Origin of the sequence: Hymenobacter glacialis, from assembly GCF_001816165.1 — a bacterium.
GTDB lineage: Bacteria > Bacteroidota > Bacteroidia > Cytophagales > Hymenobacteraceae > Hymenobacter > Hymenobacter glacialis.
Window position 1 is genome coordinate 1 of sequence record NZ_MDZC01000050.1, and the last position, 26,278, is coordinate 26,278.

Consider the following 26,278-nt stretch of genomic DNA (forward strand, 5'->3'; position numbering starts at 1 on the left):
GGCGGCGTCATAACGCCGACGTTTGGCGGGTTGGGGGCTGTCTTTCATGACAATCGAAAGTTAAGACCCTATTCTGTCCAGATTTATCCGACCACCTCAAACGTACCCGCTACGAGCGCCCACTCGGCTACGACAATGACACCATACGGCACCGTATCCTCGAATACGGACGCGCTGATTTCCGAGTGCCTTGCCGAATCGTAAGCCCAGAGGCATCACCAGCCGACCGTGTCCTTCTTTATTGCTACTCGAACCTACGGAAGCATTTTTTCACAACACGCTATGTACTGGGGAAAATCATCCGCTCAGTGTCTAAGCAACTCCGTTCTGGTGCTCGACCTGTCTTTGTCGATTTGGGTTGTGGCCCCCTAACCGCTGGCTTGGCACTAGCTGACCTTCACCAAGAGGAATTTGGCAGCCCGCTACTTACCCATTATGTGGGTATAGACATAGCTCCTGCCATGCTGGATAAAGCACGAGAGTTTAGCAAAAGTCCTGTCTTTGCACCCGAAAGCACATTCAGTTTTTTCACTGATTGGCATCACTCTCTCGACCTATTGAGTGGTGATTTAGTGCAACTGACCAACCCTGTCATTTTGAGTGCCTCTTACTTATTTGCAAGTAACTCCCTTGAAGTAGAAAGTTTGGCTTTGTTTGTGGCGGAATTACAACGACGCTGTCCCAGCGCCCCAATTTACTTTGTTTTCCAAAACCCTAACCGCGACGACCGTAACGTAAACTATACAAACTGGAAAAAACTTTTATCAGGCATCAAGCTGTTAGAACGTGGGGCCACAAGAGTATATTACAGAACAAACCCCCGGTCTAATTGGCCACCCAGCAGCGAGGAGGTATACTATGAACTACTCACTTTTCAACCAAGTACCTTCCGCAGCTAGCGCACCTACACCATGGAAGCGGGAGCAAGACCACCTTGTTTCTGCTCCACCAGCAGGGCTACGGTACTTGCCCGGTTACGTTACTCCTAAGCTAGAAGCCCGACTTCTTGCCCTCCTTGACGAAGCCACTTGGCTTGACGACCTCAAGCGCCGCGTTCAACACTATGGATACCGGTACGATTACAAGTCCCGCCGTATCGACCATTCGATGTACTTAGGGCCTTTGCCTCAGTGGTGCGAATACTATGCGCAACAGTTTGCGGCTGAAGGCATTTTTAGCAGTCCGCCTGACCAAGTCATTATCAATGAGTATTTGCCTGGTCAGGGCATTGCGCCTCATATTGACTGCACGCCATGCTTCGAGGATACTATAGTTTCATTGAGCATAGGGTCTGCTTGCGTTATGAATTTCACGCAATTAGCTGACCCTACCCAACACTACAATCAGCTTCTGGAGCGTGGCAGCGCCGTCGTCCTCCAACACGCTGCTCGCTTTGAATGGCAGCACGGAATCAAACCCTTAAAATCGGACACTATCAATGGCCAGCGCCTGCTACGGCAGCGCCGCGTTTCTTTGACCTTTCGTAAAGTAAAGCTCTAATAGAGCCAGACAGCGAGAAGCATAAGCACAAACAAAACGAGCGGACCATCTGGTCCGCTCGCTTCATTTCTACCCTACACCTCAAAATGCGGCCGGTCCTTAAACCCCGGCCAGTCGCCGCCCCAGCGCACCCGCGCATCGGCCGCTTTCATCAGCCGCGCAAACTTGCTCAGCAGCAGCCCCGACCACGACACCTCCCCATCGGGCAGGATAAACGCCACGTCCAGCGCCGGCGTGGGCAGCTTGTTGTGCTTTGACTCACCCCCGCGCTTATAGGTCACAATCGGCCCCGGCTTGCTGCGCCCCTGCTTATACAGCTCCTCCTGCCGCTCCGGCGAACGGTAGCACTCCGTGATAATCGGCCGCCCCGTCAGCCGTAGCACCGGGTCACCCAGCCACCGGGCCAGTGCCTGAATGATGAGGTGCCCGTACTGCTCAATCTTGTCAGGGTCGGGCGGCACCAGCTCATTGCCGGCCACTTGCCCGAGAAGGGAGGTGGCAAGGATGTGTGCGAGGTGCCCGGCTTTTGTGCTGCTGAACATGACGTTTGATAATGTTACTGTGTTATAATTTGTAACAAACATACGTAGTAAATAGCAACAAGATTCACAGAGAAGGTGACAATTGTTTTGCATTATTTGGGCAGCCCCTTCGGGCCGGGCTGTCCGCCACTCCGCTTCGCTGCGGCCCTGCGGGCAGCCTTCCGTTGGTCGGCTTAGCTACCATCCCTGCTGCTGCTGACGCTTCGCCGACCGCACGGCCCGCCGTTGCCAATTCGCAAGGTCACCGCCTCCCCCTGGTCGGCACCTCCCATGCGAGGCCCCGGCGGCCTCCCCACACGACCATGACGCTCCGCCAACCCGCCGCCTGCCGTGCCACCTGCCCTGTGGGACAGGCCGCCCGTCATGCCCCTCTTACCAGCCGCCCCGGTCCCGGCCGCCGTTCCGCCTCGTCGCTACCTTGCTCCGCAGTGGTTCGGGCTGCGTTTCTACGCCCGAACTACTGCTACGCGGCGTCCGCTCCTCTGCTGCACGTCGTCCCGGCCCTCTCCCCACCGCACCGACACAACAGCAGCCCGGGATTCAACCGCCACAGCCCTGACGCCAGCCCACCGCACCACTGCCAGGCCGCGCAAGGCCCGGAAAAGGCCTCCCGCCACCTGTCAGCCCCCCCCTGATATCGTTGCAGGCCGCAGGCCAAAAGCCTGGCGCCCGCGGGTGAATTTGCGTTCAGGCCACGCAGGCAGAAGCAAGGCCCGCTTCGCGGAGAGTCTTATTGGGGTGAGCCCCAAACCCCCGCCATCATGCCCAGGCTGACGCCCGGTCATCTGCCTCGGGTTCCGCAGCCTGAAAAAGGCCACTACACCCTCATAAGGCCGGCTTCGCCGAGCGTCCATTGGTGGCTGACCGCCCCCAAGCCCCCGCAACAAGGCATTTAGGTGTCGTTCAGTCGGCCAAGTTCCAGCCAGGCCAGGCTGCCCCTGTTATAATTGTACTTTTCCGCCATGTAGTCAGCTCAAAAATATTCTAACAAGCCCTGTTATTTGGTTGCATTATGTTTGATTAACAATCATTTTGTTTGTATCTTTGGGTAGCAAGTCGGGAAAGGCCCGGCTGCCCGCCCTACCCGGAGGCCTACGCGCGGGGCATCCCACGGCTAACATCTACAGCCATGCAACCCAACCAACTTTTGCAGCTCGCCGCTGCCGCCTGGAAAGGCCCCGCCCTTTGCCCGTTCGCCGGCATTTGGGTATCGCAGTCCGCCGCCACCTACGACCAGGGCGGCACCTCGTGGTACATCAGCCTCAAGCTGGCCCAGCAGCCCGCCGAAGGGCAGCCCCGCCCGGACTTCAAAGGTACCGGCAAGTGCCCCTTTCACGCGTTGCGCGAGGCCTTCCGCTCCATGCGTGCCGCCTACCCCGGCTATGCCTTCGGGGCCGTGTGGGAGGTGATGAAAGCCGAGGATGATTTTGCCGGCGTCCCCGCTCATGCCTAGCGTCGCCATTGCCCCAGCCGCGCCCGTCGTGGGTGCGGCTGCCAGCAAGCTGGCTGCCCTGCACGCCACCCTTGCCCGGCTGGAGGTCCTGTTTCCGCCCCGGCCCCAGCCCGCTCCATGGCCCACGCCGGTCCCCATTGACCCGGCCACCGTTGCCGCCCGCGTTGCACTAGCCCGCACCCAGTCAGCCCTGTTTGACGCCCGCGCCGCCAAGTATGCGCTACGCGACGAATACCGCCCCCAGCCGGGCCGCTTCACTCAGCTCCGCGCCGCCATCATCCGCTACCGTGCGGCCCGCGCCGCTTACGCCGCCGCTGCCGCCGCTTTCCACGCCAGCCCGGCCGGCGCTGCCTTGCAGGCTGCCCGCGCCCGCTACCCCATTCTCTAGCCATCAGGCCCGCGCCGGCATCGGTGCGGGCCACCAAGCCCCTTTTTCATGGACTACGAACCAACCGAGGCCGAGCTAAACGGCCTCAGCGGCGATGAGAAGGCCGCTGATGAAGCCCAGGCCGCCTACTACGAGCAGCAGGAGGAGTGGGAGCGCCAGGCATGGTACCACCACGAACAGGAGCAGCAAGGGTGGGAAGATGGCGAGTACGAGCAGATGATGTTCGAGGTCGAAGGCTACTAATCCAATCCATTCACCACGGGCCGCCCCCGGCGGGCGGCCCTTAAAAGTGCCCCGTCATGCCAAAAACCGCTACCACTTACCAGCCCCATTTGCTCGACCCGCACAGCGCCCAGCCGCAGCCGGTCAGCCCCGCCAACGGCCGCAGCTTCAAGCTGGCCGAGTTGTACCAGCTGCTCGATTGCCGCTTGGTCGATGTCATCCGCCTCACGCCCGAGCTGATTCTGATAATCGACGACGAGGGCAAGTTCCGCAACCCGGCTTACCTCAACCTAGTGGCTACCTACCTCTGGTATCACCACCAGCCCGCAGCGCGGGGCCATGATTCCATCGTGGGCCGCGCCATCCTGTGCCACGACAAGCAATTCAAATAAGCAAACGGCGACGGGGCCGGCCGCCAACTGGCCCCACCTTTTTCACTCCCAATCCCCAACCCTTTTTCATCATGTCCACCAAAGTAAAAGCCCAGCGCAGCGCCACCACCGAAGCCGGTGCCGCAACCACCACCGCGGCTCCCGCATTCACGCTCAGCGGCCTCATTACGGCCGTGCCTGCCTACCTCATCGAGAAGGCGGACGAGGCCACCGGCGAAGTCGTGCAGGTTTCCCGCTTCCGCTACCTGCCCGGCCACCCGCGCCAGATTCGCTTTGACGCCAAAGCCGGTCAGTTCAACATCGGCGGCACTACGCCGCTCGGTAACTCGCTTCGCTTTATCCCGCTGGCCTGGCGCATCTTCCAGGATGATATTCTGAACATGGGCCGCAAGCTGTGGGCCGAGCTGTTTTTTGCCGATGACAAGGGCGCCGTGTGCGCGGTGCTGTTCCACGGCTACAGCGTCGAAAACCTGTACCGCCTGATTGAGCCGCTTTTTTACGACGACTTGACCCTGGCCGACGTGGCCGTAAAGGTCACCGCCGAGAAGAAGCAGACCACCAAAGAGGGCAAAACGGCCACCTACTACATAGCGCAGTTCAGCTACGAGGCCGCCGACCCGGCCGAGGTGGCCGCCCGCCGCGACTTCGCCCGCGACTTCCCCATCTGGCGCGCCGAAACCTACACTGGCGCGGCCGATATGCGCATCCAGCACGGCTACACCGTTCCCGCCGAGGAAGAGCACCACGAGCCGGAGCCTGCCGCCGCCGAGCCCGGCGCAGTACCTCAGGCTGCCTAGTATCCGGCCCTCACGGTGCCCGCCGTGGGGGCCATCCGGCTTCCTGCTCACTCCTTAACTCTTCAGCTCATGGATACCACCACCGACCAGCCCCAGCTACTTATCGAGCAACAGCCCCACGATGAAGCTGAGGCCGCCTCACTGGCGCAGCTCGCCGAATTGCTGGCTGGTACCGACCCGCTACCCGACCTGCGCGACCTGGCCCCGGCCGTGCGCCGGCTTTTCCCCGAGCCCGCTTATCTGGTCGGCTGCGGCAGCGCCCATATCTGGCTGCATCGGGCCGGCGGCCCGGCCCGCCTGGCTCTCATTCGCTAACTCACATTTTCACCACCGCCATGTTTCACGACCTCACCTCATACCCCGGCCTGACCCAGGAGCAGCACCGCGCCCTGCCTCACGTTTCCAATACCGACCTCTCCGAATTAAAGGCACAGGTGCTAGGCCAGCTACGCCGGCCCAACCCGCAGGCCCTGGCTTTCGGCTCCCATTTCCACAGCGCCACCCTCGAACCCGCCACCTACGCCCGCACACAGGAGAAATGCCCCTGGCAGCAGCTGGAGCAGCTGGCCCGCCAAGTGCGCCGCCACCGCTACTGCCGCGACGTGCTGTACCGCGGCACTGCCGAGCTGACTCACACGGCCACGCACACCGCTACCGGCGTGCAGGTCAAAATTCGCCCCGACCTGGTAGTAGTCAGCCCCGCCGGCCGCCGCACCACGCTCATCGACTTCAAAACCACCAGCTGCCAAGACCTGCCGCACTTCCTGGCCAGCGCTGAGCAGTACGACTACGACCGCCAGGCCGCCCTATACCTCGACGCCCTGAACGCCACCCGCTTCCTGATTATCGGCGTCCAGAAGAAGGCCCCGCACGCCGTTTGGCTCTTCGATGCCACTGCTACGCCCGGCTTTATTGAGCAGGGCCGCAAGAAGTACACGGCGCTGCTGCGCCGCCAAGCTAGTAGTGTACTACTGTAAAATGTTGTCAGAATCGTTGGCTACTGCAATCAATAAAAAAGGCCAACCCCATCAGGGCTGACCTTTTTTATTGTTCGGGGGTACTTATAACTTGGTGAGTTTAGGTAGCAGTTTCATCTGCTGGCATTCTCGCCATCTGTATGGGCGGCACAATCGGCGTACCCGCCACAACCTCCCCAAACAGCGGGTCATTGGGAAGCGGCTGCCCGCCGTTCCCATCCGGCACCTGGTTGAAAATAACCTCTTCCTCGCCGGGCGTGCTCTGCGCAAGGTGGTCTTCCAGCACTTCCTGCCCGCTGTTGGCGTGCAGCGCCTGCGTGAGCAGGGTATAGGTGCTCACGTCGACGTTGTAGAGCAGGTTCAGCGCGTTCATCTGCATGGCCGCATCTTCGGCCGCGCCAATGGCATCCGAGAGTAGCTTGGTGTAGCGCCGGGCCTTCTGGTCGGCCTTGGCCCGCAGGCGAATAGCGCGCTTCATGCGGCGCTTGAATTGAGTTTGATAGGCAGTAAGAGCCATAAATAAGAAACTTAGGAGATGAAAGAAAAGGAAAAGGAAAATGGCCAGCCGCTACCGACTGGCCATCTTACCGAGTTTGCCTGGGCCTAGGCCACATACTCAATGGCCAGCGGGTTCGTGCTGTTGTTATTGAGGGCGTAGAACTTGCCGTTAATCTGCTGGTAGAAGTTGATGCCAACTACACCCACCACCAGATTAGCCGCAGACGGAGCCGCCGGGAAGGTGGCTACCACCGACTGGTTAGCTAGGGCTGCGCTGTTGATGGGTAGGATGCCCAGCGGAGCCGCTACCACGGCGTTAGTGAAGGTCAGCGCCTCCATATCCAGGTCCGAAGCGGCAAATACCACCTCGAAGTGCGTAGCGCCCTGCGGAGCCGCAATGTCCGATGCCGGATTCAACGCCGGAATGCTCATGGTTACATTAGCACCGGCACCGGTCACCTCGTAGGGGAAGTACATGGTCTGACCGATGCCAGCCCCCGCGTTGAAGTTGAAGCCCAGCAGCGGGGCCGAGTTGCTGGCGTCGAACACCCGCAAGCCGCGGTCATTCGTGTCGTCGAGCCCAATGACTTCGCGCATCACCTTCGTGAGGCGTGAGGCCAGCAGACTGTCACTAGCCGAGGCAATGGCCACGCGCAGCGAGTCGCGGAGCAGCTTGCTGTACTTGGCGGCCAGGCCAAATTCGGCCGCATTTTCGCGGGTACGCGCCCGGCTCGGGGCGTTGGCGAAGGCCGCCTTGTCACCTTGCGGCTTTTGGGAGATGTTCCCGTTTTTGCTGAACACCAGGCCCCCTACGGTACCCTGGATGCCAATAATGCCCGTTTGACGTGCCATAGTAGTAAGTTGTTAAAGGTTGAAAATCCGTTTGTATCGTGGCTGCTTGCGCTTATGCGACGTTGCTACCAGGTGCAGCCCACCCCGTAGCGCCGCTTGTTTTTGTAATTGAGCTTGCGCCACTGGCGCGGCATGAGCACACCCACGGCTCCGCATTTCCAGAGTCCACGCCTGGCGGCCACCGCCGAGGCCTGCTGCGCGGCACGGCCCGCTACTCGGCGCTTCGGGTCGAAGGCCCACGCCCAGCCGCGCACCACCAGCAGCGAGTCCAGCGCCAGGGCAGGCTTGCCGTCCACCGGTAGCCGCATCGTGGCCAGAGCCCTCCCGTAGAGGTCCATGCCTCGCCGGGTCACCAGCACGGGCCGCTTGGGTCCGAGAAGCCGCGCCACCGAGTCTGCCGCCTGGTGCCCGTAGGGCTGGTCCGGCTCCGGTGCATCTACCCCCAGCAGCCGCACCCGGTACGTCACGCCACCGGCCAGCACGTCGTACGTATCGGCATCCACCACCCGCACCACCCGGCCCGCTTCTTCCATCGGAGCTGCGCTGGCACGGCCAGCCGGGGCTAAGCTTTTCACCGCTGCTTCGCCCAGTCCGAAACCAGTCGCAACCATTAGCAACCACCCACTGAAATACAGCGCTTTATCTTTCATAGCACGAACCTACAAGCGGCTTTTGACCGTTGTATATTCGTCCGTCCCAATCGCCCCAAGCTGCCCTAAGATGCCCCAGGTTTGCCTCTATCCCAAAGACGTTGCCCAGCTCACCGGCACCGGCTACGATGCCGGCAAGCGCCTCTTACAGCGCATCCGCATCAAGCTGCACAAGCCCGTACGCGCCTACGTTTCGGTGGCCGAATTCTGCGCGTACACAAGCCTTCCAGAGGCCGAAGTAGCCGCCGCGCTAAACCGAGGCTGAAGGCAGGACGGAGGCAGTCTGCAGGCAGTCGACAGCAGAACATTTACGGTTGAGTGAGATGACTCTATATTGTGCTCCATGAACGATACTACTATTCATGAAGAGGCGCTCGAAACGGTTGTGTTAAGCTGGAAGGGGCCTTACACTTTTGCTGAGTTGCAGCAAATAGACGAGGGGAATGGTGTTTATCTGTTGACCGGCACAAAGAAGTATAGCCACTCACAACTCATTTCAAGTGAGGTTCTATACTGCGGAATCACCCAGCAGAAGTTCAGGGTACGGATAAACCAGAAGCACCAGAAACTTCCAAAAATAAAGTCTGCCCATCTACGAATTTGGTTGGGGTGCCTTCTATACCCTGCTGCCCATACCCGCAGGCACTTAGAGTTACTGGAGACGTGTTTGATTTCCTTCTGGCAACCGGAATTAAACGAGAAAAAGCGAGCCAACAATCCCAAAACGCCCATATGCCTTGTTGTGAAATGGTGTAAACAGGATGGCACGGCCTACAAACGCTTCCCACAGGATATATCCAATCTTCAGGATGTGATTTGGTGGGACTGTAACGATTGGAGAGTAGGCGACTTGAAGTTAGTTAAGATGGTATAGCCTCAATCATCTCGTCGGCTCCCCGTCGTACCATTCACCCAGCACCGCACGCCACGCATCGAGCACCGCCGGAGCCAGAAGCCGCGCCTTGTCCTTGGCGTACCGGTCTGTCACATCCTCGTCGGCGTGCCCGAGCACCAGCTTAGCCAAAGCCTTGTTGCCGTTGCTCACCTGCTTTAACAGGGTGCCCGCTGTGTGCCGCGCCGTATGGGTGCTGATGACCTGCCAAATAGGCCGCCAGTTGTGCATCACTTTGCCGCCCGTTATCAGCCGGTCATCCCATTCACGGGTGAGGCCCGCCCCCTGCGCTATTTCCTTAATCCAGTCGCCACGCTGCTGCCAGTTGCGGGCCGGAAACTGCCAGCCCCACCGCTCACCGATTTTCAGGGCAATAGGAGGCAGCGGTACGGCCGCGTCATTGCCCGTTTTACCCTGCGCGTGGAGCAGTGCTGGCACCTGGCTACCATCTTCCAGGGTCAGCGTGATTCGCTCGCGCTTGTCGAATTTTTCCAGGTCCTCGTACCGACGTCCGCTGAATAGCTGAAACAGCCACCGGTCCCGCTCTTCGGCCAGCTGCTCAGAAGTCGGCCGCCACCGAATCAGCTTACGCACCTCCTCAATCTCCAAATCCAGCTGCGGTGCGTTCTTGGCCGAGTACTGCAGCCACGCCATGTCGGCCGGCAGCCCCAGCTGCTCCAGGCACTTGCGGATGCCTCCAAAATGCACCTTCACCGTCGCATCTGACTTCTGCAGGTCCAGCAGGTGCTGCTGATATTCCTTGGCTACTTTCTGCGTCACCTGGTCGGGCCGCAGTTCAGGCCGCCAGACTTCCATCATCGTAGCCAGCTGGTCGTACTTGCGCAACGAGTCCTTGGCCAGGTTGCGGTTCTCCGCTTTCCATTCTTCCAGTACCTGCCGGAAGGTGCGGCTCACCGCCGGCGCAACCTTTGGCGCGGCCTTCTCTTTGCCCGGCACCAACTCGGCCGCCAGCACGGCTTTGGGTATTCTCCCCGGCTCTCCGTTGTCAAACAACCGGCAGAACGTATCCTCGACCGTTTTCCTGCGCGACATCAGGTGTGCGTTGATGTTGGTGGCCGTGTCGGGGTGCGTCGGAACGGTGGCCATTTCCTTCACCGTGAGCCTGCGCCCATCCAACGCCCGCTGCGCCTTGATATCCCACAGCGCTTCGACACCTTGGCCATTCGGGCCGGGCCGCTCCGGCAGCACCAAAACCCCGGCATCCAGCTGCAATTCCTGGCCGTGCCACCGCAATGTCATGCGCACCGGGCAGTACCCGCGCTTGTTTCGGGCGGCAAGCCGCAGGTAGAACTGCACGCTGATGGTGCGCTTGTAGAGGGTAGGGGTCAGCATCTGTTTGGCCTTTATCCCAGGTTTTGTCCCGGTATGTGTCCCGGTTCATGTCCCGGTCTAAGCCAAAGTTAATCGGAGATGCCCGCAGATGCAAACTGCGAATGTGCCTTGGATGGCCTTAAAACGAAGAAAGTCCGCCTGGATGGGCGGACTTTCTAAGCTGTGGCGCTCCCTCCTGGGCTCGAACCAGGGACCCTCTGATTAACAGTCAGATGCTCTAACCGGCTGAGCTAAGGAAGCAATTGCTTGCCCGAAACCCGGTTGTTCTTGTTTCGGACTGCAAACTTACGACCTTCTCTAAAAAAGCACAAGCCAAAAGCAATATTTTTTTCTAAAAACTTATGCAAACCCCTAGTTTGTGATGCTGAGCAGGCTGCCTTGCAAGCTGGTGCTGTACTGCTTCAGCGGCCTTGGGGCCGGACCACCAGTGACTTGGCCGCGTAAATCGAATTGTGAAGTGCAGCACGAGTCACGCATGAATAAACGGGAATTTCGGTCGAGGCTCACGGTCGCGCAGGCATCGTAGGGCTGATAAGGGCAATTGCGCTCGAATGCCAGGAAGGTACTGGCACTCTGGCGGACCACAATCACGCCTTTCACGCCACCCAGTCCGGCGGGGCCCTGCACAGGCAAGGTCACGGCGCCGTTGTCAAAGCGTAGGGGCGCGTACTGCTGGTTGGTGATGTTGATGCTCAGGTTGACCGGCGCGTTGGGTATCAGCGGCTGGTCACTGGCGTTGTCGACGCACGCTGCCAACAGGGGTAACGCCAGCAGAGTCAGCCAACGTGCGAATCCACGAACAGAGGGCTGGAATTGGCATGTGGTCATTGCGGGGAGCTTGTTAGTAGGTGTAGAAGCCTTGCCCCGTCTTGCGGCCGTGGTGGCCGGCGTCCACTTTCTGCTGCTGAATGCGGCTAGGCCGAAACTTGGCATCCTGGTGGAAAGAGGCAAACATGGCACTGGTCACCGAAAAGTTGGTGTCGACGCCAATCAGGTCTATCAACCGGAACGGACCCATTTTGAATCCGCTGGCCTCCAGCAATTCATCCACTACCTCAAAGGAAGCCACGTTTTCTTCCACAATTTTCAGGCTCTCCACGTAGTAGTGGCGCGCCACCCGGTTCACAATGAAGCCGGGGGCATCGGCGGCCCGCACGGGCGTTTTGCCCAAACGCTTGGCCAGCGCCTCCACGGCATCGGCCACGGCGGGGGCAGTAGCCACGCCACTTATTACCTCCACCAGGGGCATCAGCGGGGCCGGATTGAAGAAGTGCATGCCCACCACCCGCTCCGGGTGAGGAACGGGCGCTGCGAGCTGCGTAATGGGCAGCGAGGAGGTGTTGGACGCCAGTATGGTTTCCGGGGTGTTGATGGTGGCCAGCTCCCGGAACAACTGATGCTTCACATCGAGCCGCTCCACCACGGCCTCGATGATGAGGTCGGCTTGCACGATGCTCATATCGGTAGTGGGCGTGAGCAGGGCCAGGGCTTCATCGCGGGCTTCGGCGGTGAGCTTGTTTTTGGCCACCAACTTGCCCAGGCCGGCCGCAATGGCCGAGTGGGCCTTTTCCAGCGCCGAGGGGCTCAGGTCGAAGAGAATGGTGGGCAGGCCGTGCTGAATGCCCAGCTGCGCAATGCCCAGCCCCATGGTGCCAGCCCCCACCACGGCCAAGGTTTGAATGTCTTTCATAGCGCGAAGGTAAACGGCCCGCCCCAGCAAGCAGGGCTTGACGAGGCGGGCCGCACCGGAAACCTCCGTTTGAAAAGGTTATTTCTTAAACAGCGAATTGACGAACGTGTGCCGGTCAAACAGCTGCAGGTCGGTCATCTTCTCCCCCACCCCAATGTAGCGCACCGGAATGCTGAATTGGTCCGAAATGCCGATGACCACGCCGCCCCGGGCGGTACCGTCGAGCTTGGTGATGGCCAGAGCCGTGACTTCGGTGGCCTTGGTAAACTCCTTGGCCTGCAGAAACGCGTTCTGACCCGTGCTGCCGTCCAGCACCAGCAGTACCTCGTGCGGGGCATCGGGAATCACCTTTTGCATCACACGCTTTATTTTGGTCAGCTCGTTCATCAGGTTCACCTTGTTGTGCAGGCGGCCGGCCGTGTCGATGATGACCACGTCGGCGCCCAGCTCCACGCCTCTGCGCACGGCGTCGTAGGCCACGGAGGCGGGGTCGGTATTCATGCCGTGGCTCACCACGGGCACGCCCACCCGTTCGCCCCAAATGATGAGCTGGTCAACGGCGGCGGCCCGGAAAGTATCGGCGGCTCCCAGCACTACTTTTTTGCCCGCAGCATGGAAGCGGTGGGCCAGCTTGCCGATGGTGGTGGTTTTGCCCACGCCGTTCACGCCCACTACCATGATAACGTAGGGCTGGCCGGTGGTACCGGCACTGTCCAGCACGGCCATGGAGCCGGAATTATTGTCTTCCAGCAGGGCCACGATTTCCTCGCGCAGGATGCGGTCCAGCTCGCCGGTACTCACGTACTTGTCGCGCGCCACCCGGGCCTCGATGCGGTCAATCACCTTCACCGTGGTTTCGATGCCCACGTCGGCGTGTACCAGCAGGCCTTCCAGGTCGTCGAGCACCGCCTCGTCCACGGTGCTTTTGCCCACCACGGCCTTGCTTAGCTGGTCGAAGAAGTTGGTTTTGGTCTTTTCCAGGCCGGCGTCAAGCGACGCCTGCTGCGTGGTGCTTTCCTTGTCCTTTTTAAAAAAATCGAAGAGGCCCATTGAGGTTCTGTCATGCTGAGCTTGCGAAGCATCTTATCACGTTCGCGGTGCTCAAAAATAAAATGGACGCTGACGAAAGCAGCCGTGATAAGATGCTTCCTTCGTCAGCATGACAGGGGTATTACACGCAAAAAGTCCCACGAAGGTGGGACTTTTTAAACTTTTACAAAGCTGGTGGGGGCAACTTATTTGTTGCCGGTAGCCAAGTAATCCTGCACTTTATCGAGCAGAACCATTTCCTCGCGGAAGGTATAAGCACCGGTTTTCTCCGATTTAACGGCACGAATCACCTTAGCCCAGTTCTTGGCGTTCTCTGTGGTTTTCAGAGTTGCTACTACTTTCTTAGCCATTGTTCAGGTTATTTAATTTCCTTGTGAACGGTCATTTTCTTGAGGATGGGGTTGAATTTCTTCAACTCGATGCGCTCGGGGGTGTTCTTGCGGTTCTTGGTGGTGATGTAGCGCGAGGTGCCCGGCATCCCCGAGGTTTTATGCTCGGTGCATTCCATGATAACCTGCACCCGGTTTCCTTTCTTGGCCATCTCGACGGGGGTGTTGTTTTTTTAAAATTTAGGACTGCAAAGGTACGGGTCTTTTTGTAAACGACAAAGGAAAACCACTGCCAACTTTCAGTTGGCGAAGCAGAACGCCATTAGAACCCGTCAGCATTGCCAACAAATAATGCCCAGGCAACACGGTAATACGGTTATGTATGCCCGGCGGCAGCTACTGGCTGCGGTTGCTTTTCCTTTGCTACGTGGGCCCGGCGCCAGTGTTCCGGGGCTACCACCTGACAAAGCCAGCGCCGATACAGTTGCCACAGGGCAAGCGTATCGGCGCTGGCTTTGGGTGTGTAGGGACGAATAGCGACCAGCCCAATCCGGGCTCGCGCATCCTCAGCCCCGGCTACTCACTCTAGTAAACGATGAAGCCCTGCTCCTTGGCCTTCTTCAGGACGGCCATGATGCCGTTCTTGTTGATGGTGCGGATGGTGGAGGTAGCTACTTTCAAAGAAACCCAGGCGTCCTGCTCGGGGATGTAAAAGCGCTTTTTCTGCAGGTTCGGATAGAACTTGCGCTTGGTCTTGTTGTTAGCGTGCGATACGTTGTTACCAACGCGGGTACGCTTGCCGGTCAAATCACAAACACGGGCCATAATATCGAAGGGTTAAAAATTACAATGCAGGGAAACGGGCCGCAAATATCGGCAAAATTCTGGCGTTCACCAAGCACCCTACCCTTATTTCTGTCCGGATGCGCCCTGAGAGCCTGCTTTGGCCCGAAAATTCCAGGGACAGTGCCGGCAACTGCTCTGGCAACAGCTGCCCCGGCGTCGGTGGTACTGCTCGGTGAAGACGAGGTAGCCCTCGGCGGTGTAGTAAAAATCGCCGGGCTGCAGCGGCTGGGGAACGATGGGCGGCATGGGTGAATCAAAGATACGGTGGGCGTCGTTGCAAGCGTTTCTGCTCGTAACTTGTTATCACTGCTTTCAGCCCTTTATCATGAAAACAACACTCGCTTTCTTGCCGTTGCTCCTGATGGGAACGGCGCTGCTCGCTGCCCGACACGCTCCTAGCCAAGGCGACCGGCCCGTGGTGCTGACCGCTGCTACGGCCCCGGTAGGCCTGCGGGCAGCTCTGGACCGCGCCCAAACCTCGCTGGCCGACCCATTGCGCGAAGCACTGCGGACCCTGCCAGCTGCCAAAAAACGGTTTCAGGTGGGGCTGCCCCAGGGCGACCAGCTGCTGCTCTCGGTGCGGGTGCAGGCCAGCGACACCAGCTTCCGCCAGGCTTCGGCCCGGGTGCTGGGGTGGCGCGGCAGCAGCATTCAGGCGCTGCTGCTGCCCAGCTCGGTGGGCGCCACCAGCCTGGCCGAGCCACTGCCCGTGAGCTTTCCCGAAACGGCCGTGGTGGACTGGACGCTGCTACGCGCCGGCGGCCGCGAGGAAGGCAACTACGTGGGCCGGCACCTCGACGCAGTCCAGCATCTCGAACGCCTGCCGCTCCGCTAGACATGCGCGGCGACTTTGCGGCGTGAAAACCGTAATTTCGCACCCTCATCACCATTTCCGCCCCACCGTATGCAAACCTCCACTCCTACCGCCACCTCTAGCCGCGCCGAGCAGCTGATGCAGCTCGAAGACCAGTACGGCGCCCACAACTACCACCCCTTGCCCGTGGTGCTCACCCGGGGCGAAGGCGTGCACCTCTGGGACGTGGATGGCAAGCGTTATTACGACTTCCTGTCGGCCTATTCGGCCGTGAATCAAGGGCATTGCCACCCGCGCATTATTGGGGCGCTGACCAACCAGGCCCAGCAGCTTACGCTCACATCGCGGGCTTTTTTTAACGACCAATTGGGCGCGGCCGAGAAGCAGCTGTGTGAGTTGTTCAATTACGACAAAGCCCTGCTGATGAACTCGGGGGCCGAAGCCGTGGAAACTGCCCTGAAACTGGCCCGCAAGTGGGGCTATCAGGAAAAGGGCATTGCGCCGAACATGGCCCGCATTCTGGTGGCCGAGCACAATTTCCACGGGCGCACCACGGGCATCATTTCCTTCAGCACCGATGGCGATAGCACGGGTGGCTTCGGGCCTTTCATGCCGGGCTACCAGGTGGTGCCCTACAACGACATCGCGGCGTTGGAAGAGGCACTGAAAGACCCACACGTGTGTGCCTTCATGGTGGAGCCCATCCAGGGCGAAGCCGGCGTTATGGTGCCGTCGGTAGGCTATTTAGCGCAGGCCGCTGCCCTGTGCCGCGCGCACAACGTGCTGTTTGTGGCCGATGAAATCCAAACCGGACTGGGCCGCACCGGCAAGCTGCTGTGCTGCGACCACGAGGCGGTGCACGCCGACATCCTCATTCTGGGCAAAGCCCTGAGCGGCGGCGTGCTGCCCGTGTCGGCGGTGCTGGCCGACGACGTCATTATGCTGACCATTCAGCCAGGGCAGCACGGCTCTACTTTTGGCGGCAACCCGCTGGCCTGCGCCGTAATGCGCGCCGCGCTCGATGTGCTGCAGGACGAGAATCTAACCGCCAACTCTTACCGGCTGGGCGAAATTTTCCGCGAGCGGATGCGTCAGGTGCAAGCCAAGTGCCCCGAAACGGTGGAACTGGTGCGCGGCAAAGGCCTGCTGAACGCGGTGATTATCCGGCCTTCCGACGACGGCCGCACCGCATGGGACGTGTGTGTGACGCTCATGGAGCGCGGCGTGCTGGCCAAGCCCACCCACGGCGACATCATTCGCTTTGCCCCGCCGCTGGTGATTACGGAGGAGCAGCTGCACGAGGCCTGCGATATAATTGAGGAGGTTATTCTGGCCTTCTAAGCGCAAGGTTTCGCGAAGTTTTAAAAGTTAAGTTTCGTGAGGTTTTCTTCGCCGGACTTAATTTTTGCGGGACTTAACTTTTGAAACTTTGCGAAACCTTGCGCTATCGTACTGGGAGCACCAGTCCTTTTTCGGGCCAGCCGATGTCGTAATCGTCGGCGCTGGCATAGTGGGGCTTACGGCCGCATTGTACCTGAAGCAGCGGCGGCCCGCCTGGCGCGTGGTGGTGCTGGAGCGCGGGATGCTACCGAGTGGTGCTTCTACGAAAAACGCCGGATTTGCCTGTTTCGGGTCAATCTCAGAGTTGATGGAACAAGAGAGGCGCGGCGATTTACAGGCCGTGGTGAGTGCCCGCTGTGAAGGACTGGCGCGGCTGCGCGAGCTGGTTGGCGATGCCGAGCTGGACTACCAGCCGGTGGGCGGCTACGAGCTATTCCGGCACAAAGAGGAGGAATTGGCCACGGAATGCCTCACCAAAATTGGCTACTTCAATGAGCTGCTGGCGCCGGTAATGGGGCACGCGCACACGTTTCGTGACGCCAGCAGCGAGAGTGGCCGCTTCGGCTTTGCAGGCGTGGGGGCTTTGCTCAAAAATGAATGCGAAGGCAGCCTGGATGCCGGGCGCATGATGCGGGCTCTGCTGGCCCGAGTGTGGGCCGCGGATGTGCCCGTGCTCACCAGCTGCGGCGTGGAAACCATAGAAACCACGGCGGGTGGAGGCTCGCGGGTGCATCTTAGCAACGGGGCGGGCATAACGACTGAACAGGTGCTGGTGGCTACCAATGCCTTTGCGGCCGAACTGCTGCCCAACCTGGGCGTGGTGCCGGGACGCGGGCAGGTGCTGGTGACCGAGCCCCTGCCGGACGTGCACCTGCCAGGCACTTTCCACTACGACCACGGCTACGCCTACTTCCGCCAGCTGCCCGATCAGCGCCTGCTGCTTGGCGGGGGCCGTAACCTGGACTTTGCCGCCGAAGCCACCACCGTGCCCGGCCTGACGGAACCCGTGCAACAGTACTTGGAAAAGCTGCTGCATGACGTCATCCTGCCCGGCCAGCGGCCCCGCATCGATTACCGATGGAGTGGGGTGATGGGGTTTGGCGCGGAACTGGCACCACTTATCGACTGGGTGAAGCCCGGCGTGCTGGCCGCCGTGCGCTGCAATGGCATGGGAGTGGCCATGGGGGCCGGCACGGGCTGGCAGGCGGCCGAGAAACTGGCCCTCGGGTAGCGAAAACCGGCAGATATTCGTACAGCATAGCTCAGCTCCCAACCCTGCTTTTCATTTATGAATTTTTCTACGCGTCCCCGTTCGTTGCAACCCGGCCTGCTGGCATTATTGATGGTTTTCGCGGGCCTGGCCAGCGGCTGCCAGAGCAGCCGGCCCGGCTTTTCGTTTCAGCCGGCTCCGGGACGGGTTCGGCCAGTGCCAGTGGCCTTGCCAGCGGCTGTTGAAGAACCGAAGCTAGCAGCTAAAGCGACTTTGGTAGCGGTAGCGCAACCGCGCGTTGAGGTACGGCCGCGCAAGCAATTGCGGCAATTGCGGACGCCAGTTCCAGCCGTGGCAAAGTCACCGATTCCGGCCGCGGTAGCTACGAGCAAGATTGTACCGCATCGCCGGACACTGCTGCAGCGCCCACAGGCCCCGGCGGAAATGGGACTGGGCACCACTGTGCTGGGGGTTTTGGGGTTGATACTGCTGCCCGTGGCATTGGTGGGGCTGCTGCTCAGCGGCGGGCTGGTGTGGGGCGTGGTGGCCGGACTGGCTGCGCTGGCCGTGCTGGTGGCCTACCTCGACCCTTTTGGGCGGTAGTTGGCGGTTCGGAACGAACTTTGTGCCGGCGTCGCGCTTGTTAAGCCGGGCTTTTTTCAACATTTTACGCCAGGGCTCTGCGCCTTTGATTGATACATATGCTCCCTAACCACCGCCCTCGTCGCAACCGCAAGTCTGAAGTTATCCGTGATATGGTGCAGGAAACCCGCCTCACCACCCACGACTTCATCTTTCCCCTGTTTCTCATCGAAGGCCAGAACCAGGCCCTGGAAGTGAAATCTATGCCGGGCATCTTCCGGTATTCGGCCGATAGGATTGTGGAGGAAGTAGGAAAATGCGTAGAGCTGGGCATTAAGGCCTTTGCGCCGTTCCCCAGCATCAACGATGGGCTGAAGGACCGGCTGGCTAAAGAATCGGCCAATCCCGAGGGCTTATATCTAAAGACCGTGGCCGACATCAAGCGCCAGTTCCCGGACGTGGTGCTGATGACCGACGTGGCCATGGACCCCTACAGCAGCGACGGGCATGACGGCGTGGTAGACGCTGAGTCCGGCGAAATTCTCAACGACGCAACACTGGAGGTACTCGGCCAGATGGCCCTGGCGCAGGCCCGCGCCGGCGCCGACATCATCGGGCCCAGCGACATGATGGACGGCCGCGTGGCCTGGATTCGGCGGGTGCTGGATGAGAATGCCTTTCAGCACGTGAGCATCATGAGCTACACGGCCAAATACGCCTCGGCGTTTTACGGCCCGTTTCGTGATGCGCTGGATTCGGCCCCGAAGAAAGGGGACAAGAAGAGCTACCAGATGAACCCCGCCAACAAGCGCGAAGCCCTGCGCGAGTTGGCTCTCGATGAAGCTGAAGGCGCCGACATGGTGATGATAAAGCCCGCCCTGAGCTACCTGGACGTGATTCATGCCGTGAAAGAGCGCACGCACCTGCCCGTGACGGCCTACAACGTGAGCGGCGAGTACGCCATGGTGAAAGCCGCTGCCCAAAACGGCTGGCTAGACGGGGACAAGACCATGATGGAAGTGCTCACCAGCATCAAGCGCGCCGGTGCCGATGCCATCCTGACTTATTTCGCCAAGGAAGCAGCCGCCGTGCTGCGCCGCGGCTAGACCACGTCCAGCATGCCAGCAACCCGCCGCGCCACGCTGACCGACGTGCCCGCCATACTGGCCCTGATACGGCGCGTGGTGCCGCTGATGCACGCCAGCGGCAACTTTCAATGGTCGGGGGACTACCCCAACGAAGCCGTGTTTACCACCGATATTGAGCGCAACCACCTGTGGGTGGCCGAGCTGGATGGCGCGGTGGCCGGCGTGGCCGCCCTCACCCAGGACCAGGACGCTGAGTACGCCCAAGCCGACTGGGACGTGACCGAGCCGGCCTTGGTGACGCACCGCCTGGCCGTGGACCCGGCCGCGCAGGGCCGCGGCGTGGCCCTGGCCCTCATGGCCCAAGCCGAGATGCAGGCCGTGGCGCAAGCCCTGCAGGTGCTGCGCGTGGACACCAATTCGGAAAATGCTGCCACGCAGCGGCTGTTCCCGAAGCTGGGTTATCGGTTTGCGGGCGAGATTACGCTGGCGTTTCGGCCGGGGCTGCGGTTCTTTTGCTACGAGAAACGGCTGGCTTAGTCGGGTACTGCGAAGGCGGCCAGCTCGGCCAGTTCACTCGCGAGCAGGCGTTCCCAGCCGGCCTGCTTGTCGAGGAAGAGGCCGTATTTGGTTTCGTCGGCGTATTGAATCTGCCGCTTGTTGGCATTTTCGTAGGCCGTTCGGAACAAGTCGTTGATATCGGGCTTGCCTATCAGCAGCATGCGTTTGGCACCGGCTCGCAGCTCCTGCCGCAGGTGCCGGGCGGCCACTTCGTTGATATCCCACAGGGTCTGGAGGTAGCGAATTTGCAAGGCCACACCCGTTTGGTCGGTAGAATCGAGGTAGGAACCGGCGCTGTGGAAGACGTTCTGGACTACCCGGTTGGCTTTTTTGCCAAACAGGTCGCCCACCACGCCGTCCATCTGCAGGCCCATGCTGCCCATGCTCTGGCTTAGGTTATTCTGAGGGCGCAGTTGAAACTGGAAGTCGCGCGGTTGCAGGCGGTGGGTGGTGCTCCAGAGCAGGTAGCCGGGGGGCAGCGGCTTTCTGATTTGGGCAAAGCCTGACTGGCTGAGCCACAGCAGGGAAACGAGCAGTGCAAAACGAACCATCGTGAGTTGACGACTGGTGTGGGCTAAGTGTTTTTCTGCTCAAATGGCCAACGCTTCAGCCGGCGGCTCCAGAGCAGAAACACTACCACGCCCAGCACCGTCACGGCCAGGCCGGAGAGCATAAACTGCGGGCCCGTGCTCCAGAAAATCAGCAGCCACACCGCAATGGCAATGAGTACCGGCAGCGGGTAGAGCGGCATTTTGAAGGGCAGCGAGGCCGTGCCGCGCCGGCGGCGCAGCAGCATCAGCCCCACGGCCTGGCCCACGAACTGCACCAGAATGCGCATGGCCAGAATGGCCGTAATTACCTCGCCCAGTCGAAACAACAGACTGAACACGAAGCCCACCCCGCCAAGAATGAGCAGCGACACGTGAGGAAAGTTTTTGGTGGGGTGCAGCCGGCCGAACACGGACAGAAACTCGCCATCGGCAGCGGCGGCGTAGGGGATACGCGAGTAGCCCAGCAGCACCGCAAATAGCGAAGCAAACGCCACCAGCAGCACCAGCGCCGTGGCGGCCTGCGCGGCGGCCACGCCGTAGAGCCGCTCCACAAACAGGCTCACGATGAACTGCGACTTGTCGGCAATGGCGCCGGCGCCGCCGGCCTGCCAGCTTTGCACCTCCTGCCACGGAATAACGGTGCCCACGCTCCAGTTCAGCAGCAGGTACAGGGCCATGATGCCGAGGATGCTGAAGAAAATGCTGCGCGGAATCACGCGCTGTGGATTCACAATTTCGCCGCCCAGGTGGCACACGTTGTAGTAGCCCAGGTAGGAATACACGGTTTTGATGGCGGCCTGGCCCATGGCGGCCGACAGCAGCACGCCCGGCAGGGCCGAGACGCCGCCACTGGGCAGCCAGGCCACCTCGTGGTTGGCGTGAGTGAGGCCACCGAAAATCAGCCAGCCCATCAACCCCAGCACCGCCACCCACAGCATCACCCCCAGCCGGCCAATGTCCTCGATGCGGCGATAGAGCAGCACGATAAGCAGCAGCACCACGGCGCCCGAAACTATTTTGGGCTGCCACCACTCCGTCATGGGCACGAGGTAGCCAAAATACTGGGCAAAGCCGATGGCGCCCGAGGCCAGCACCAGCGGCGACTGCACCAGCGTCTGCCACACGTAGAGAAACGACATCAACCGGCCCCATTTGTGCTCGCCATACGCCAGCTTGAGGAAGCGGTAGGAGCCGCCGGCTTCGGGATAAGCCGCGCCCAGCTCGCTCCACACCAGGCCATCGACCAGGGCCAGGCCGGCGCCTACCAGCCACGCCAGCAGGAAGTTGGGACCCATAAAACCCATCACGAGCGGCAGGGTGACAAAGGGGCCAATGCCCACCATGTCAATCATATTTAGCGCGGTGGCTTGAACGATGCCGAGGCGGCGCTGCAAAGTGGGTTGGGACATGGCAACGAAAGTAGTACCTGATGCGCTAGTTCTAGCCTCCTCCGTAGGCTGCTGCTCCGTTGCGCGGTAGCAGAGGGCATATCGGGAGTTGTCAGTTCCCCTTGCCGGGCCTGCGAGCGGCACAAGGCCACGCCTGCCAACACCAGCACGGATTATGTCCTAAGGCCCGACACGAGGACAACCGCCTCTGCACTTTTTTGTCGAGGCCAAAGCCCTGGGTTAAAAAAGAGCCGGTGGCCTTCGCTGCTAGCAGCCATTCGCGTTTGGTATTTCGGGCCAGGCCCAGCGCAGCTGGCTTGGGAGTTTCCAACCTCCCGGCCCAGTCTGCGTAGGTTTAGGCAGCTTTTCTTCGCTTTTTTATTCATTTCCTCCTTTATGGCTGGTGCCTCTTCTTCCAAAATAGTCGTTTACGGCGCCATTGTAGCCAATCTGGCCATTGCCGTTTCCAAGTTTGTGGCGGCATTTTTCACGGGCAGCGCGGCCATGATGTCGGAAGGCATTCACTCCCTCGTCGACAGCGGCAACGGCATGCTCATCCTGCTTGGCATGAGCCGCAGCACCCGCCCTGCCGATGCCAAACACCCTTTCGGCTACAGCAAGGAAATTTATTTCTGGACGGTGATTGTGGCCGTGCTCATCTTCGCCGTGGGTGGTGGCATGTCCCTCTACAAGGGCTACCAGTATTTGAAAACCCCCGCCCCCCTCACCGACCCTACCTGGAACTACTGGGTACTGGGCCTGGCTATCATTTTCGAAGGTGTGGCCTGCACGCTGGCCTACCGCGAGTTTCGCAAAACCCAGGGCGACTACGGCTTTTGGCAAGCCCTGCGCCGCAGCAAAGACCCGGCGGTGTTTGCCATTCTGCTCGAAGACCTGGCCGCGCTGGTGGGTCTTGCTATCGCTCTAGCCGGCATCTACTTCGGGCACCTGCTCAACAACCTGTACTTCGATGGCGGTGCGTCTATGCTCATTGGGCTGCTGCTGGTGGGCATGGCCGTGTTTATGCTCAACGAAGCCAAGGGCCTGCTTGTGGGCGAAGGCGCCGATGAATCCGTATTGCGCGACCTCGAAACGTTGGCCCGCCAGGACGCGGCCGTGGAGCAGCTGCGCACCCCCCTCACCATGTTCCTGGGACCCAGCGATGCCGTGCTGGCCCTGGACATCTCGTTCCGGGACCAGCTCACCGCGGTGGAGGTTGAAGAAGCCGTAGAACGCCTGCAAACCGCCATCAAGGCCAAGTACCCCGTGTTTCAACGAATTTTCATTGAGGCCAGCGCCCTCACGCACCACGGCGCGGGCAGCGCCCTGCCAGCGGCTGGCTAGCGCTAGCGGTAGCACGTTCCGGGCATCCTGTTAGCTTAATCTGCCATGACATCACTTTTTTCCAATCCCTTCCGCTCGTTTTGGTGGGGTGGCTACGAATGCACCGACCAGCTCAACGCCTTCGGGCACCGCGTCGATTTCCTGCCGCTCACCGGTCATTTGCAGCTCATCAACGAAGACTACGCGGCCCTGCACCAGTTCCAAGTGCGCACCGTGCGCGAGGGTATTCGCTGGGCCCACATCGAGAAAACGCCTTATCAGTACGATTTCAGCACGGTGCAAGCCATGCTGGAAGCAGGCCAGCGCCACGGCATTCAACAGGTGTGGGACTTGTGCCACTTTGGCTACCCCGACGACCTCACGCCGCTGCACCCGCTGTTTGCCCGGCGCTTTGCGGCACTGTGCCGCGCCTTTGTGGCGTTCTACCGCAGCCAGCGGCCCGATGACGTGCTCATTGTGACGCCCATCAACGAGGTTAGTTTCATTTCCTGGCTGGGCGGCGATGCCCGAGGCACGGCGCCCTACTGCAACAACCAGGGCTGGGAGGTGAAATACGGCCTGATGCGCGCCTACATTGAGGGCGCGCACGCCCTGCGCGAAGCCGACCCCGGCATCCGCATGCTCACCACCGAGCCGCTCGTGAACATTGTGCCGCCGCCACGCCCCACGCCACGGGAGAGACGCGAGGCGGAGGAAGGACACCGCAACCAGTTTCAGGCCACCGACATCCTTTCGGGGCGCTTGTGTCCGGAACTGGGTGGCCGTTCTGAGCTGCTCGACATGGTGGGCTTCAATTACTACTACGACAACCAGTGGCAGAACCACACCGACCTGAAGCTGGGCTGGAACGACGACGTGCACGACCCCCGCTGGCGCCCCCTGCGCACGCTGCTGCGCGACGCCTACAAGCGCTACCAGCGCCCCTTTGCCCTCACCGAAACCAGCCACCCCGGCGAACACCGTCCGCAGTGGCTGCGCATGATTGGGGAAGAGTGCGCCGCCGTCCTTAGCGAAGGCCTGCCGCTGTGGGGTGCCTGCCTCTACCCCGTTGTGGACCGGCCCGACTGGGACCACCTCGACCAGTGGCACCAGTCCGGCCTCTGGGACGCCGACCTGAGCCAGCCCGGCCCGGCCCGCGTGCTGCACCAGCCCAGCGCCGATGCGCTGCTCGAGGCACAGGCACGGGTAGCCACTGCCCTCGTGGCTGGCCATCGGTAAGTACCAGCCCGGTCCACCTATCAGGGGTCGTTGCTACTTTTAAGCCATGGCAACCACAGCGTACCTGGATTCTCCTTTGGGCTTGCTCTCGCTCACGGGCTCCGACGCCGGGCTGAGTGCGGTCAGCTTCCATTATACCGAAGGGCACGTGGCCACGCCGGCGCATGTGGTACCCACCTGTTTGCAGGATGGGCACCGGCAGCTACAGGCCTATTTCGGGCGCGAATTGCGCGATTTCGACCTGACCTATGCACCCGAAGCCGGCACCGACTTTCAACGCCAAGTGTGGCAGGCGCTGGGAGGCATTGGCTACGGCCGCACGGCATCGTACCTGGACGTGGCCAAGCTGCTGAACAACCCGAAATCGGTGCGGGCCGTGGGCGCGGCCAATGGCCAGAACCCGCTGGCCATCGTATGGCCCTGCCACCGCGTCATCGGGGCCGATGGTAGCCTGACGGGCTACGCAGGCGGCATGCACCGCAAAAAGTGGCTGCTGGAATTCGAGCAGCTCGTGCGGCAGGGCGGGCTGTTTGGGTGAGGTGGTATAAGGAATACTAAGAAAAGAACGTCATGCTGAGCGCAGCCGAAGCATCTCGCGTGCAACCACTAAAATTGATTAGTTGCGCGGTAGAGATGCTTCGACTCCGCTCAGCATGACGTTCTTTTCTTCTACAGTTCTGGTGCTACGCCCCCACCATTTTCAGCAGGCCTTTGTAGATGATGTTATTCTGCCAGTAAAGCTGCAGCACCATGGGAATGTGGTGGCGGCCGGCAATGACGGTATAAGGCGCGGGCTGCCCAATGGCCTTGAGGCGGTCGCGGAAACGGCCCGAGCTCTCGCTGATACTGGGGTAGGTTTCGCCGCCGATGTAGAAAAGGAACGGCGGGATGCCCGGCCGAATTTTGTAGATGGGCGACTGCTCCTTCCACACGGTGGGGTCGTTGCCGAAGGGCACGAGGTATTGCTGGTCGCCCTCGTACTTCATTTCCTTGAGGTAGCTGTACATGTCCAGGCCCGCGGGGTCGTCCATGATGGCGCCGCGTACGGGGTTTTGGGGCAGGCCATTGGCAGCCAGCAGGGCATCATCGGTGGCCAGCAGGGCAGCTAGGCCGCCGCCGGCCGAATGGCCCATGACAAAGACGCGGGCCGGGTCGCCGCCGTAGGAGGTGATGTTTTGCACCGTCCAGGCCAGGGCGCGGGCGCAGTCGGCGGCCTGCTCGGGCACGTGCACGGGCGGCGCCAGGCGGTAGTTGATGATGACAGCCACCACGCCCTGCTTGGCCAGCCGCCGGCCAATGAAGGTGTAGATGTTCTTGCTGCCGCTGGTCCAGCTGCCGCCGTGAATGAACAGCACCACCGGATAGCCGCCCGCCGCAGGGGCTTTTTTCTTGGGCGAATACACGTCCAGAATGTGCCGCTCTTTATCGAAACCGGGGGCCGTGGCGGGCAGGTACGCCACGTCTTTGGCACGGCGGCTGGGGCGAGCTACCACGTACTCAGTGGCCAACATTACCACCACAGCGGCCAGCAGCAGGGCCACGGGCATCAACAAAAGAAAACGGCGCATAAAGGTTAAAATACCACCGCCAACCACTGGCGAGGTGGCTCACCTACGCCCCTGGGCCCGCCACAGTTTGCCCATGGCCCCGTTTGGAGCGGGGGAGGGGCTTGAAAGTATTGGCTTTATCTTTGTCTGAAACCGTGTTCGGCCTTTTTATAGCAGCCGGGCTCCGTCCTCATTTATTTTCATTC

General features: G+C 60.7%; 35 protein-coding genes and 1 tRNA gene. 20 read left to right on the forward strand and 16 right to left on the reverse strand.

Going from position 1 to position 26,278, the window contains the following annotated elements; genetic code table 11:
* Positions 1-308: 308 nt before the first annotated feature.
* Together BEN48_RS18675 and BEN48_RS06465 are read left to right on the forward strand one after the other, a co-directional pair.
* Positions 309-899: a class I SAM-dependent methyltransferase gene (locus BEN48_RS18675; protein WP_125932506.1), complete on the forward strand. Its 591-nt coding sequence runs from the start codon at positions 309-311 to the stop codon at positions 897-899.
* A complete protein-coding gene (locus tag BEN48_RS06465) occupies positions 859-1,500 on the forward strand; it encodes an alpha-ketoglutarate-dependent dioxygenase AlkB (RefSeq protein WP_083320830.1) in 642 nt (213 codons plus the stop codon). Before BEN48_RS18675 ends, BEN48_RS06465 begins: the two co-directional genes overlap by 41 nt.
* Before the next feature lie 74 nt (positions 1,501-1,574).
* On the opposite strand, the gene BEN48_RS06470 is transcribed toward BEN48_RS06465, so the two are convergent.
* Positions 1,575-2,042, reverse strand: a complete 468-nt coding sequence (locus tag BEN48_RS06470; protein WP_070733793.1) for a M15 family metallopeptidase — start codon at positions 2,040-2,042, stop codon at positions 1,575-1,577.
* Between the two features lie 1,129 nt (positions 2,043-3,171).
* Here BEN48_RS06470 and BEN48_RS06475 point away from each other — a divergent pair.
* The 7 genes from BEN48_RS06475 (at position 3,172) to BEN48_RS06505 (ending at position 6,271) form a co-directional block, all read left to right on the forward strand.
* Positions 3,172-3,495, forward strand: coding sequence for a hypothetical protein (locus BEN48_RS06475; protein WP_070733794.1), 324 nt, complete (start codon positions 3,172-3,174; stop codon positions 3,493-3,495).
* A complete protein-coding gene (locus BEN48_RS06480) occupies positions 3,488-3,883 on the forward strand; it encodes a hypothetical protein (RefSeq protein WP_070733795.1) in 396 nt (131 codons plus the stop codon). The genes BEN48_RS06475 and BEN48_RS06480 overlap by 8 nt, the downstream gene beginning before the upstream one ends.
* A gap of 48 nt (positions 3,884-3,931) precedes the next feature.
* The gene (locus tag BEN48_RS06485; RefSeq protein ID WP_070733796.1) at positions 3,932-4,126 is read left to right on the forward strand and encodes a hypothetical protein; all 195 of its coding nucleotides are present in this window, start codon (positions 3,932-3,934) and stop codon (positions 4,124-4,126) included.
* 56 nt (positions 4,127-4,182) lie between these two features.
* Positions 4,183-4,497, forward strand: coding sequence for a DUF3846 domain-containing protein (locus BEN48_RS06490; RefSeq protein WP_070733797.1), 315 nt, complete (start codon positions 4,183-4,185; stop codon positions 4,495-4,497).
* Between the two features lie 71 nt (positions 4,498-4,568).
* A complete protein-coding gene (locus tag BEN48_RS06495) occupies positions 4,569-5,294 on the forward strand; it encodes a hypothetical protein (protein ID WP_070733798.1) in 726 nt (241 codons plus the stop codon).
* Positions 5,295-5,363: 69 nt separating this feature from the next.
* Positions 5,364-5,609: a hypothetical protein gene (locus tag BEN48_RS06500; RefSeq protein WP_070733799.1), complete on the forward strand. Its 246-nt coding sequence runs from the start codon at positions 5,364-5,366 to the stop codon at positions 5,607-5,609.
* A 20-nt stretch (positions 5,610-5,629) separates the two neighbouring features.
* Positions 5,630-6,271, forward strand: a complete 642-nt coding sequence (locus BEN48_RS06505) for a PD-(D/E)XK nuclease-like domain-containing protein (RefSeq protein ID WP_070733800.1) — start codon at positions 5,630-5,632, stop codon at positions 6,269-6,271.
* Positions 6,272-6,371: 100 nt separating this feature from the next.
* On the opposite strand, the gene BEN48_RS06510 is transcribed toward BEN48_RS06505, so the two are convergent.
* The 3 genes from BEN48_RS06510 to BEN48_RS06520 form a co-directional block, all read right to left on the reverse strand.
* Positions 6,372-6,788 (reverse strand): hypothetical protein, encoded by a 417-nt coding sequence (locus tag BEN48_RS06510; protein WP_070733801.1) that lies wholly within the window; start codon positions 6,786-6,788, stop codon positions 6,372-6,374.
* An 86-nt stretch (positions 6,789-6,874) separates the two neighbouring features.
* Entirely contained in the window at positions 6,875-7,621 is a 747-nt protein-coding gene (locus BEN48_RS06515) for a hypothetical protein (RefSeq protein ID WP_070733802.1), read from the reverse strand.
* Between the two features lie 65 nt (positions 7,622-7,686).
* Positions 7,687-8,271: a thermonuclease family protein gene (locus tag BEN48_RS06520; protein ID WP_241502198.1), complete on the reverse strand. Its 585-nt coding sequence runs from the start codon at positions 8,269-8,271 to the stop codon at positions 7,687-7,689.
* 70 nt (positions 8,272-8,341) lie between these two features.
* Here BEN48_RS06520 and BEN48_RS06525 point away from each other — a divergent pair, with 70 nt between their 5' ends.
* Together BEN48_RS06525 and BEN48_RS06530 are read left to right on the forward strand one after the other, a co-directional pair.
* The gene (locus BEN48_RS06525; protein ID WP_070733804.1) at positions 8,342-8,536 is read left to right on the forward strand and encodes a hypothetical protein; all 195 of its coding nucleotides are present in this window, start codon (positions 8,342-8,344) and stop codon (positions 8,534-8,536) included.
* Positions 8,537-8,614: 78 nt separating this feature from the next.
* A complete protein-coding gene (locus BEN48_RS06530) occupies positions 8,615-9,145 on the forward strand; it encodes a hypothetical protein (RefSeq protein WP_070733805.1) in 531 nt (176 codons plus the stop codon).
* Between the two features lie 6 nt (positions 9,146-9,151).
* Here the strand turns inward: BEN48_RS06530 and BEN48_RS06535 are convergent, their stop codons facing one another.
* From BEN48_RS06535 to BEN48_RS06570, 9 genes are all read right to left on the reverse strand, one after another.
* The gene (locus tag BEN48_RS06535; protein WP_070733806.1) at positions 9,152-10,516 is read right to left on the reverse strand and encodes a site-specific integrase; all 1,365 of its coding nucleotides are present in this window, start codon (positions 10,514-10,516) and stop codon (positions 9,152-9,154) included.
* A 163-nt stretch (positions 10,517-10,679) separates the two neighbouring features.
* Positions 10,680-10,756 (reverse strand) — tRNA-Asn (locus tag BEN48_RS06540).
* Positions 10,757-10,867: 111 nt separating this feature from the next.
* A complete protein-coding gene (locus tag BEN48_RS06545; RefSeq protein WP_241502199.1) occupies positions 10,868-11,272 on the reverse strand; it encodes a Rieske (2Fe-2S) protein in 405 nt (134 codons plus the stop codon).
* Between the two features lie 85 nt (positions 11,273-11,357).
* Positions 11,358-12,206 (reverse strand): 3-hydroxyacyl-CoA dehydrogenase NAD-binding domain-containing protein, encoded by an 849-nt coding sequence (locus tag BEN48_RS06550; protein WP_070733807.1) that lies wholly within the window; start codon positions 12,204-12,206, stop codon positions 11,358-11,360.
* A 78-nt stretch (positions 12,207-12,284) separates the two neighbouring features.
* Positions 12,285-13,256: a signal recognition particle-docking protein FtsY gene (gene ftsY / locus BEN48_RS06555; protein ID WP_070733808.1), complete on the reverse strand. Its 972-nt coding sequence runs from the start codon at positions 13,254-13,256 to the stop codon at positions 12,285-12,287.
* Positions 13,257-13,441: 185 nt separating this feature from the next.
* Entirely contained in the window at positions 13,442-13,606 is a 165-nt protein-coding gene (locus BEN48_RS18070) for a DUF4295 domain-containing protein (RefSeq protein WP_083320826.1), read from the reverse strand.
* Between the two features lie 8 nt (positions 13,607-13,614).
* Positions 13,615-13,797: a 50S ribosomal protein L33 gene (rpmG, locus tag BEN48_RS06560; protein ID WP_035567317.1), complete on the reverse strand. Its 183-nt coding sequence runs from the start codon at positions 13,795-13,797 to the stop codon at positions 13,615-13,617.
* Between the two features lie 373 nt (positions 13,798-14,170).
* On the reverse strand, positions 14,171-14,410 hold the full coding sequence (rpmB, locus tag BEN48_RS06565; RefSeq protein ID WP_070733809.1) for a 50S ribosomal protein L28: 240 nt from the start codon (positions 14,408-14,410) through the stop codon (positions 14,171-14,173).
* An 84-nt stretch (positions 14,411-14,494) separates the two neighbouring features.
* Positions 14,495-14,677 (reverse strand): DUF5522 domain-containing protein, encoded by a 183-nt coding sequence (locus BEN48_RS06570; RefSeq protein WP_070733810.1) that lies wholly within the window; start codon positions 14,675-14,677, stop codon positions 14,495-14,497.
* A 79-nt stretch (positions 14,678-14,756) separates the two neighbouring features.
* On the opposite strand from BEN48_RS06570, the gene BEN48_RS06575 reads away from it, so the two are divergent.
* The 6 genes from BEN48_RS06575 to BEN48_RS06595 all read left to right on the forward strand — a co-directional run bounded on the left by BEN48_RS06575 (position 14,757) and on the right by BEN48_RS06595 (position 20,003).
* Positions 14,757-15,266 carry a hypothetical protein gene (locus BEN48_RS06575; protein WP_125932507.1) on the forward strand — a complete coding sequence of 170 codons (510 nt, stop codon included), beginning with the start codon at positions 14,757-14,759 and terminating at the stop codon, positions 15,264-15,266.
* A gap of 69 nt (positions 15,267-15,335) precedes the next feature.
* The gene (gene rocD / locus BEN48_RS06580) at positions 15,336-16,586 is read left to right on the forward strand and encodes an ornithine--oxo-acid transaminase (protein ID WP_070733812.1); all 1,251 of its coding nucleotides are present in this window, start codon (positions 15,336-15,338) and stop codon (positions 16,584-16,586) included.
* An 88-nt stretch (positions 16,587-16,674) separates the two neighbouring features.
* On the forward strand, positions 16,675-17,817 hold the full coding sequence (locus BEN48_RS06585; RefSeq protein ID WP_070733813.1) for an NAD(P)/FAD-dependent oxidoreductase: 1,143 nt from the start codon (positions 16,675-16,677) through the stop codon (positions 17,815-17,817).
* 330 nt (positions 17,818-18,147) lie between these two features.
* Positions 18,148-18,399, forward strand: coding sequence for a hypothetical protein (locus tag BEN48_RS18680; protein ID WP_125932508.1), 252 nt, complete (start codon positions 18,148-18,150; stop codon positions 18,397-18,399).
* Between the two features lie 98 nt (positions 18,400-18,497).
* Positions 18,498-19,484 (forward strand): porphobilinogen synthase, encoded by a 987-nt coding sequence (gene hemB / locus BEN48_RS06590; protein WP_070733814.1) that lies wholly within the window; start codon positions 18,498-18,500, stop codon positions 19,482-19,484.
* Between the two features lie 12 nt (positions 19,485-19,496).
* On the forward strand, positions 19,497-20,003 hold the full coding sequence (locus tag BEN48_RS06595) for a GNAT family N-acetyltransferase (protein ID WP_070733815.1): 507 nt from the start codon (positions 19,497-19,499) through the stop codon (positions 20,001-20,003).
* Here BEN48_RS06595 and BEN48_RS06600 read toward each other — a convergent pair.
* Entirely contained in the window at positions 20,000-20,575 is a 576-nt protein-coding gene (locus BEN48_RS06600; RefSeq protein ID WP_070733816.1) for a hypothetical protein, read from the reverse strand. The genes BEN48_RS06595 and BEN48_RS06600 overlap by 4 nt on opposite strands.
* A gap of 23 nt (positions 20,576-20,598) precedes the next feature.
* Entirely contained in the window at positions 20,599-21,984 is a 1,386-nt protein-coding gene (locus tag BEN48_RS06605) for an APC family permease (protein ID WP_070733817.1), read from the reverse strand.
* A 375-nt stretch (positions 21,985-22,359) separates the two neighbouring features.
* Here BEN48_RS06605 and BEN48_RS06610 point away from each other — a divergent pair, with 375 nt between their 5' ends.
* Genes BEN48_RS06610 through BEN48_RS19945 form a run of 3 tightly spaced genes read left to right on the forward strand, consistent with a single transcriptional unit; the run spans position 22,360 to position 25,063 of the window.
* On the forward strand, positions 22,360-23,307 hold the full coding sequence (locus tag BEN48_RS06610; protein WP_070733818.1) for a cation diffusion facilitator family transporter: 948 nt from the start codon (positions 22,360-22,362) through the stop codon (positions 23,305-23,307).
* A 45-nt stretch (positions 23,308-23,352) separates the two neighbouring features.
* Positions 23,353-24,525, forward strand: a complete 1,173-nt coding sequence (locus tag BEN48_RS06615) for an amine oxidase (RefSeq protein WP_070733819.1) — start codon at positions 23,353-23,355, stop codon at positions 24,523-24,525.
* A 46-nt stretch (positions 24,526-24,571) separates the two neighbouring features.
* Positions 24,572-25,063, forward strand: coding sequence for a methylated-DNA--[protein]-cysteine S-methyltransferase (locus BEN48_RS19945; RefSeq protein WP_070733820.1), 492 nt, complete (start codon positions 24,572-24,574; stop codon positions 25,061-25,063).
* A gap of 145 nt (positions 25,064-25,208) precedes the next feature.
* Here the strand turns inward: BEN48_RS19945 and BEN48_RS06625 are convergent, their stop codons facing one another.
* Positions 25,209-26,093 (reverse strand): alpha/beta hydrolase, encoded by an 885-nt coding sequence (locus tag BEN48_RS06625; protein WP_070733821.1) that lies wholly within the window; start codon positions 26,091-26,093, stop codon positions 25,209-25,211.
* Positions 26,094-26,278 lie beyond the last annotated feature (185 nt).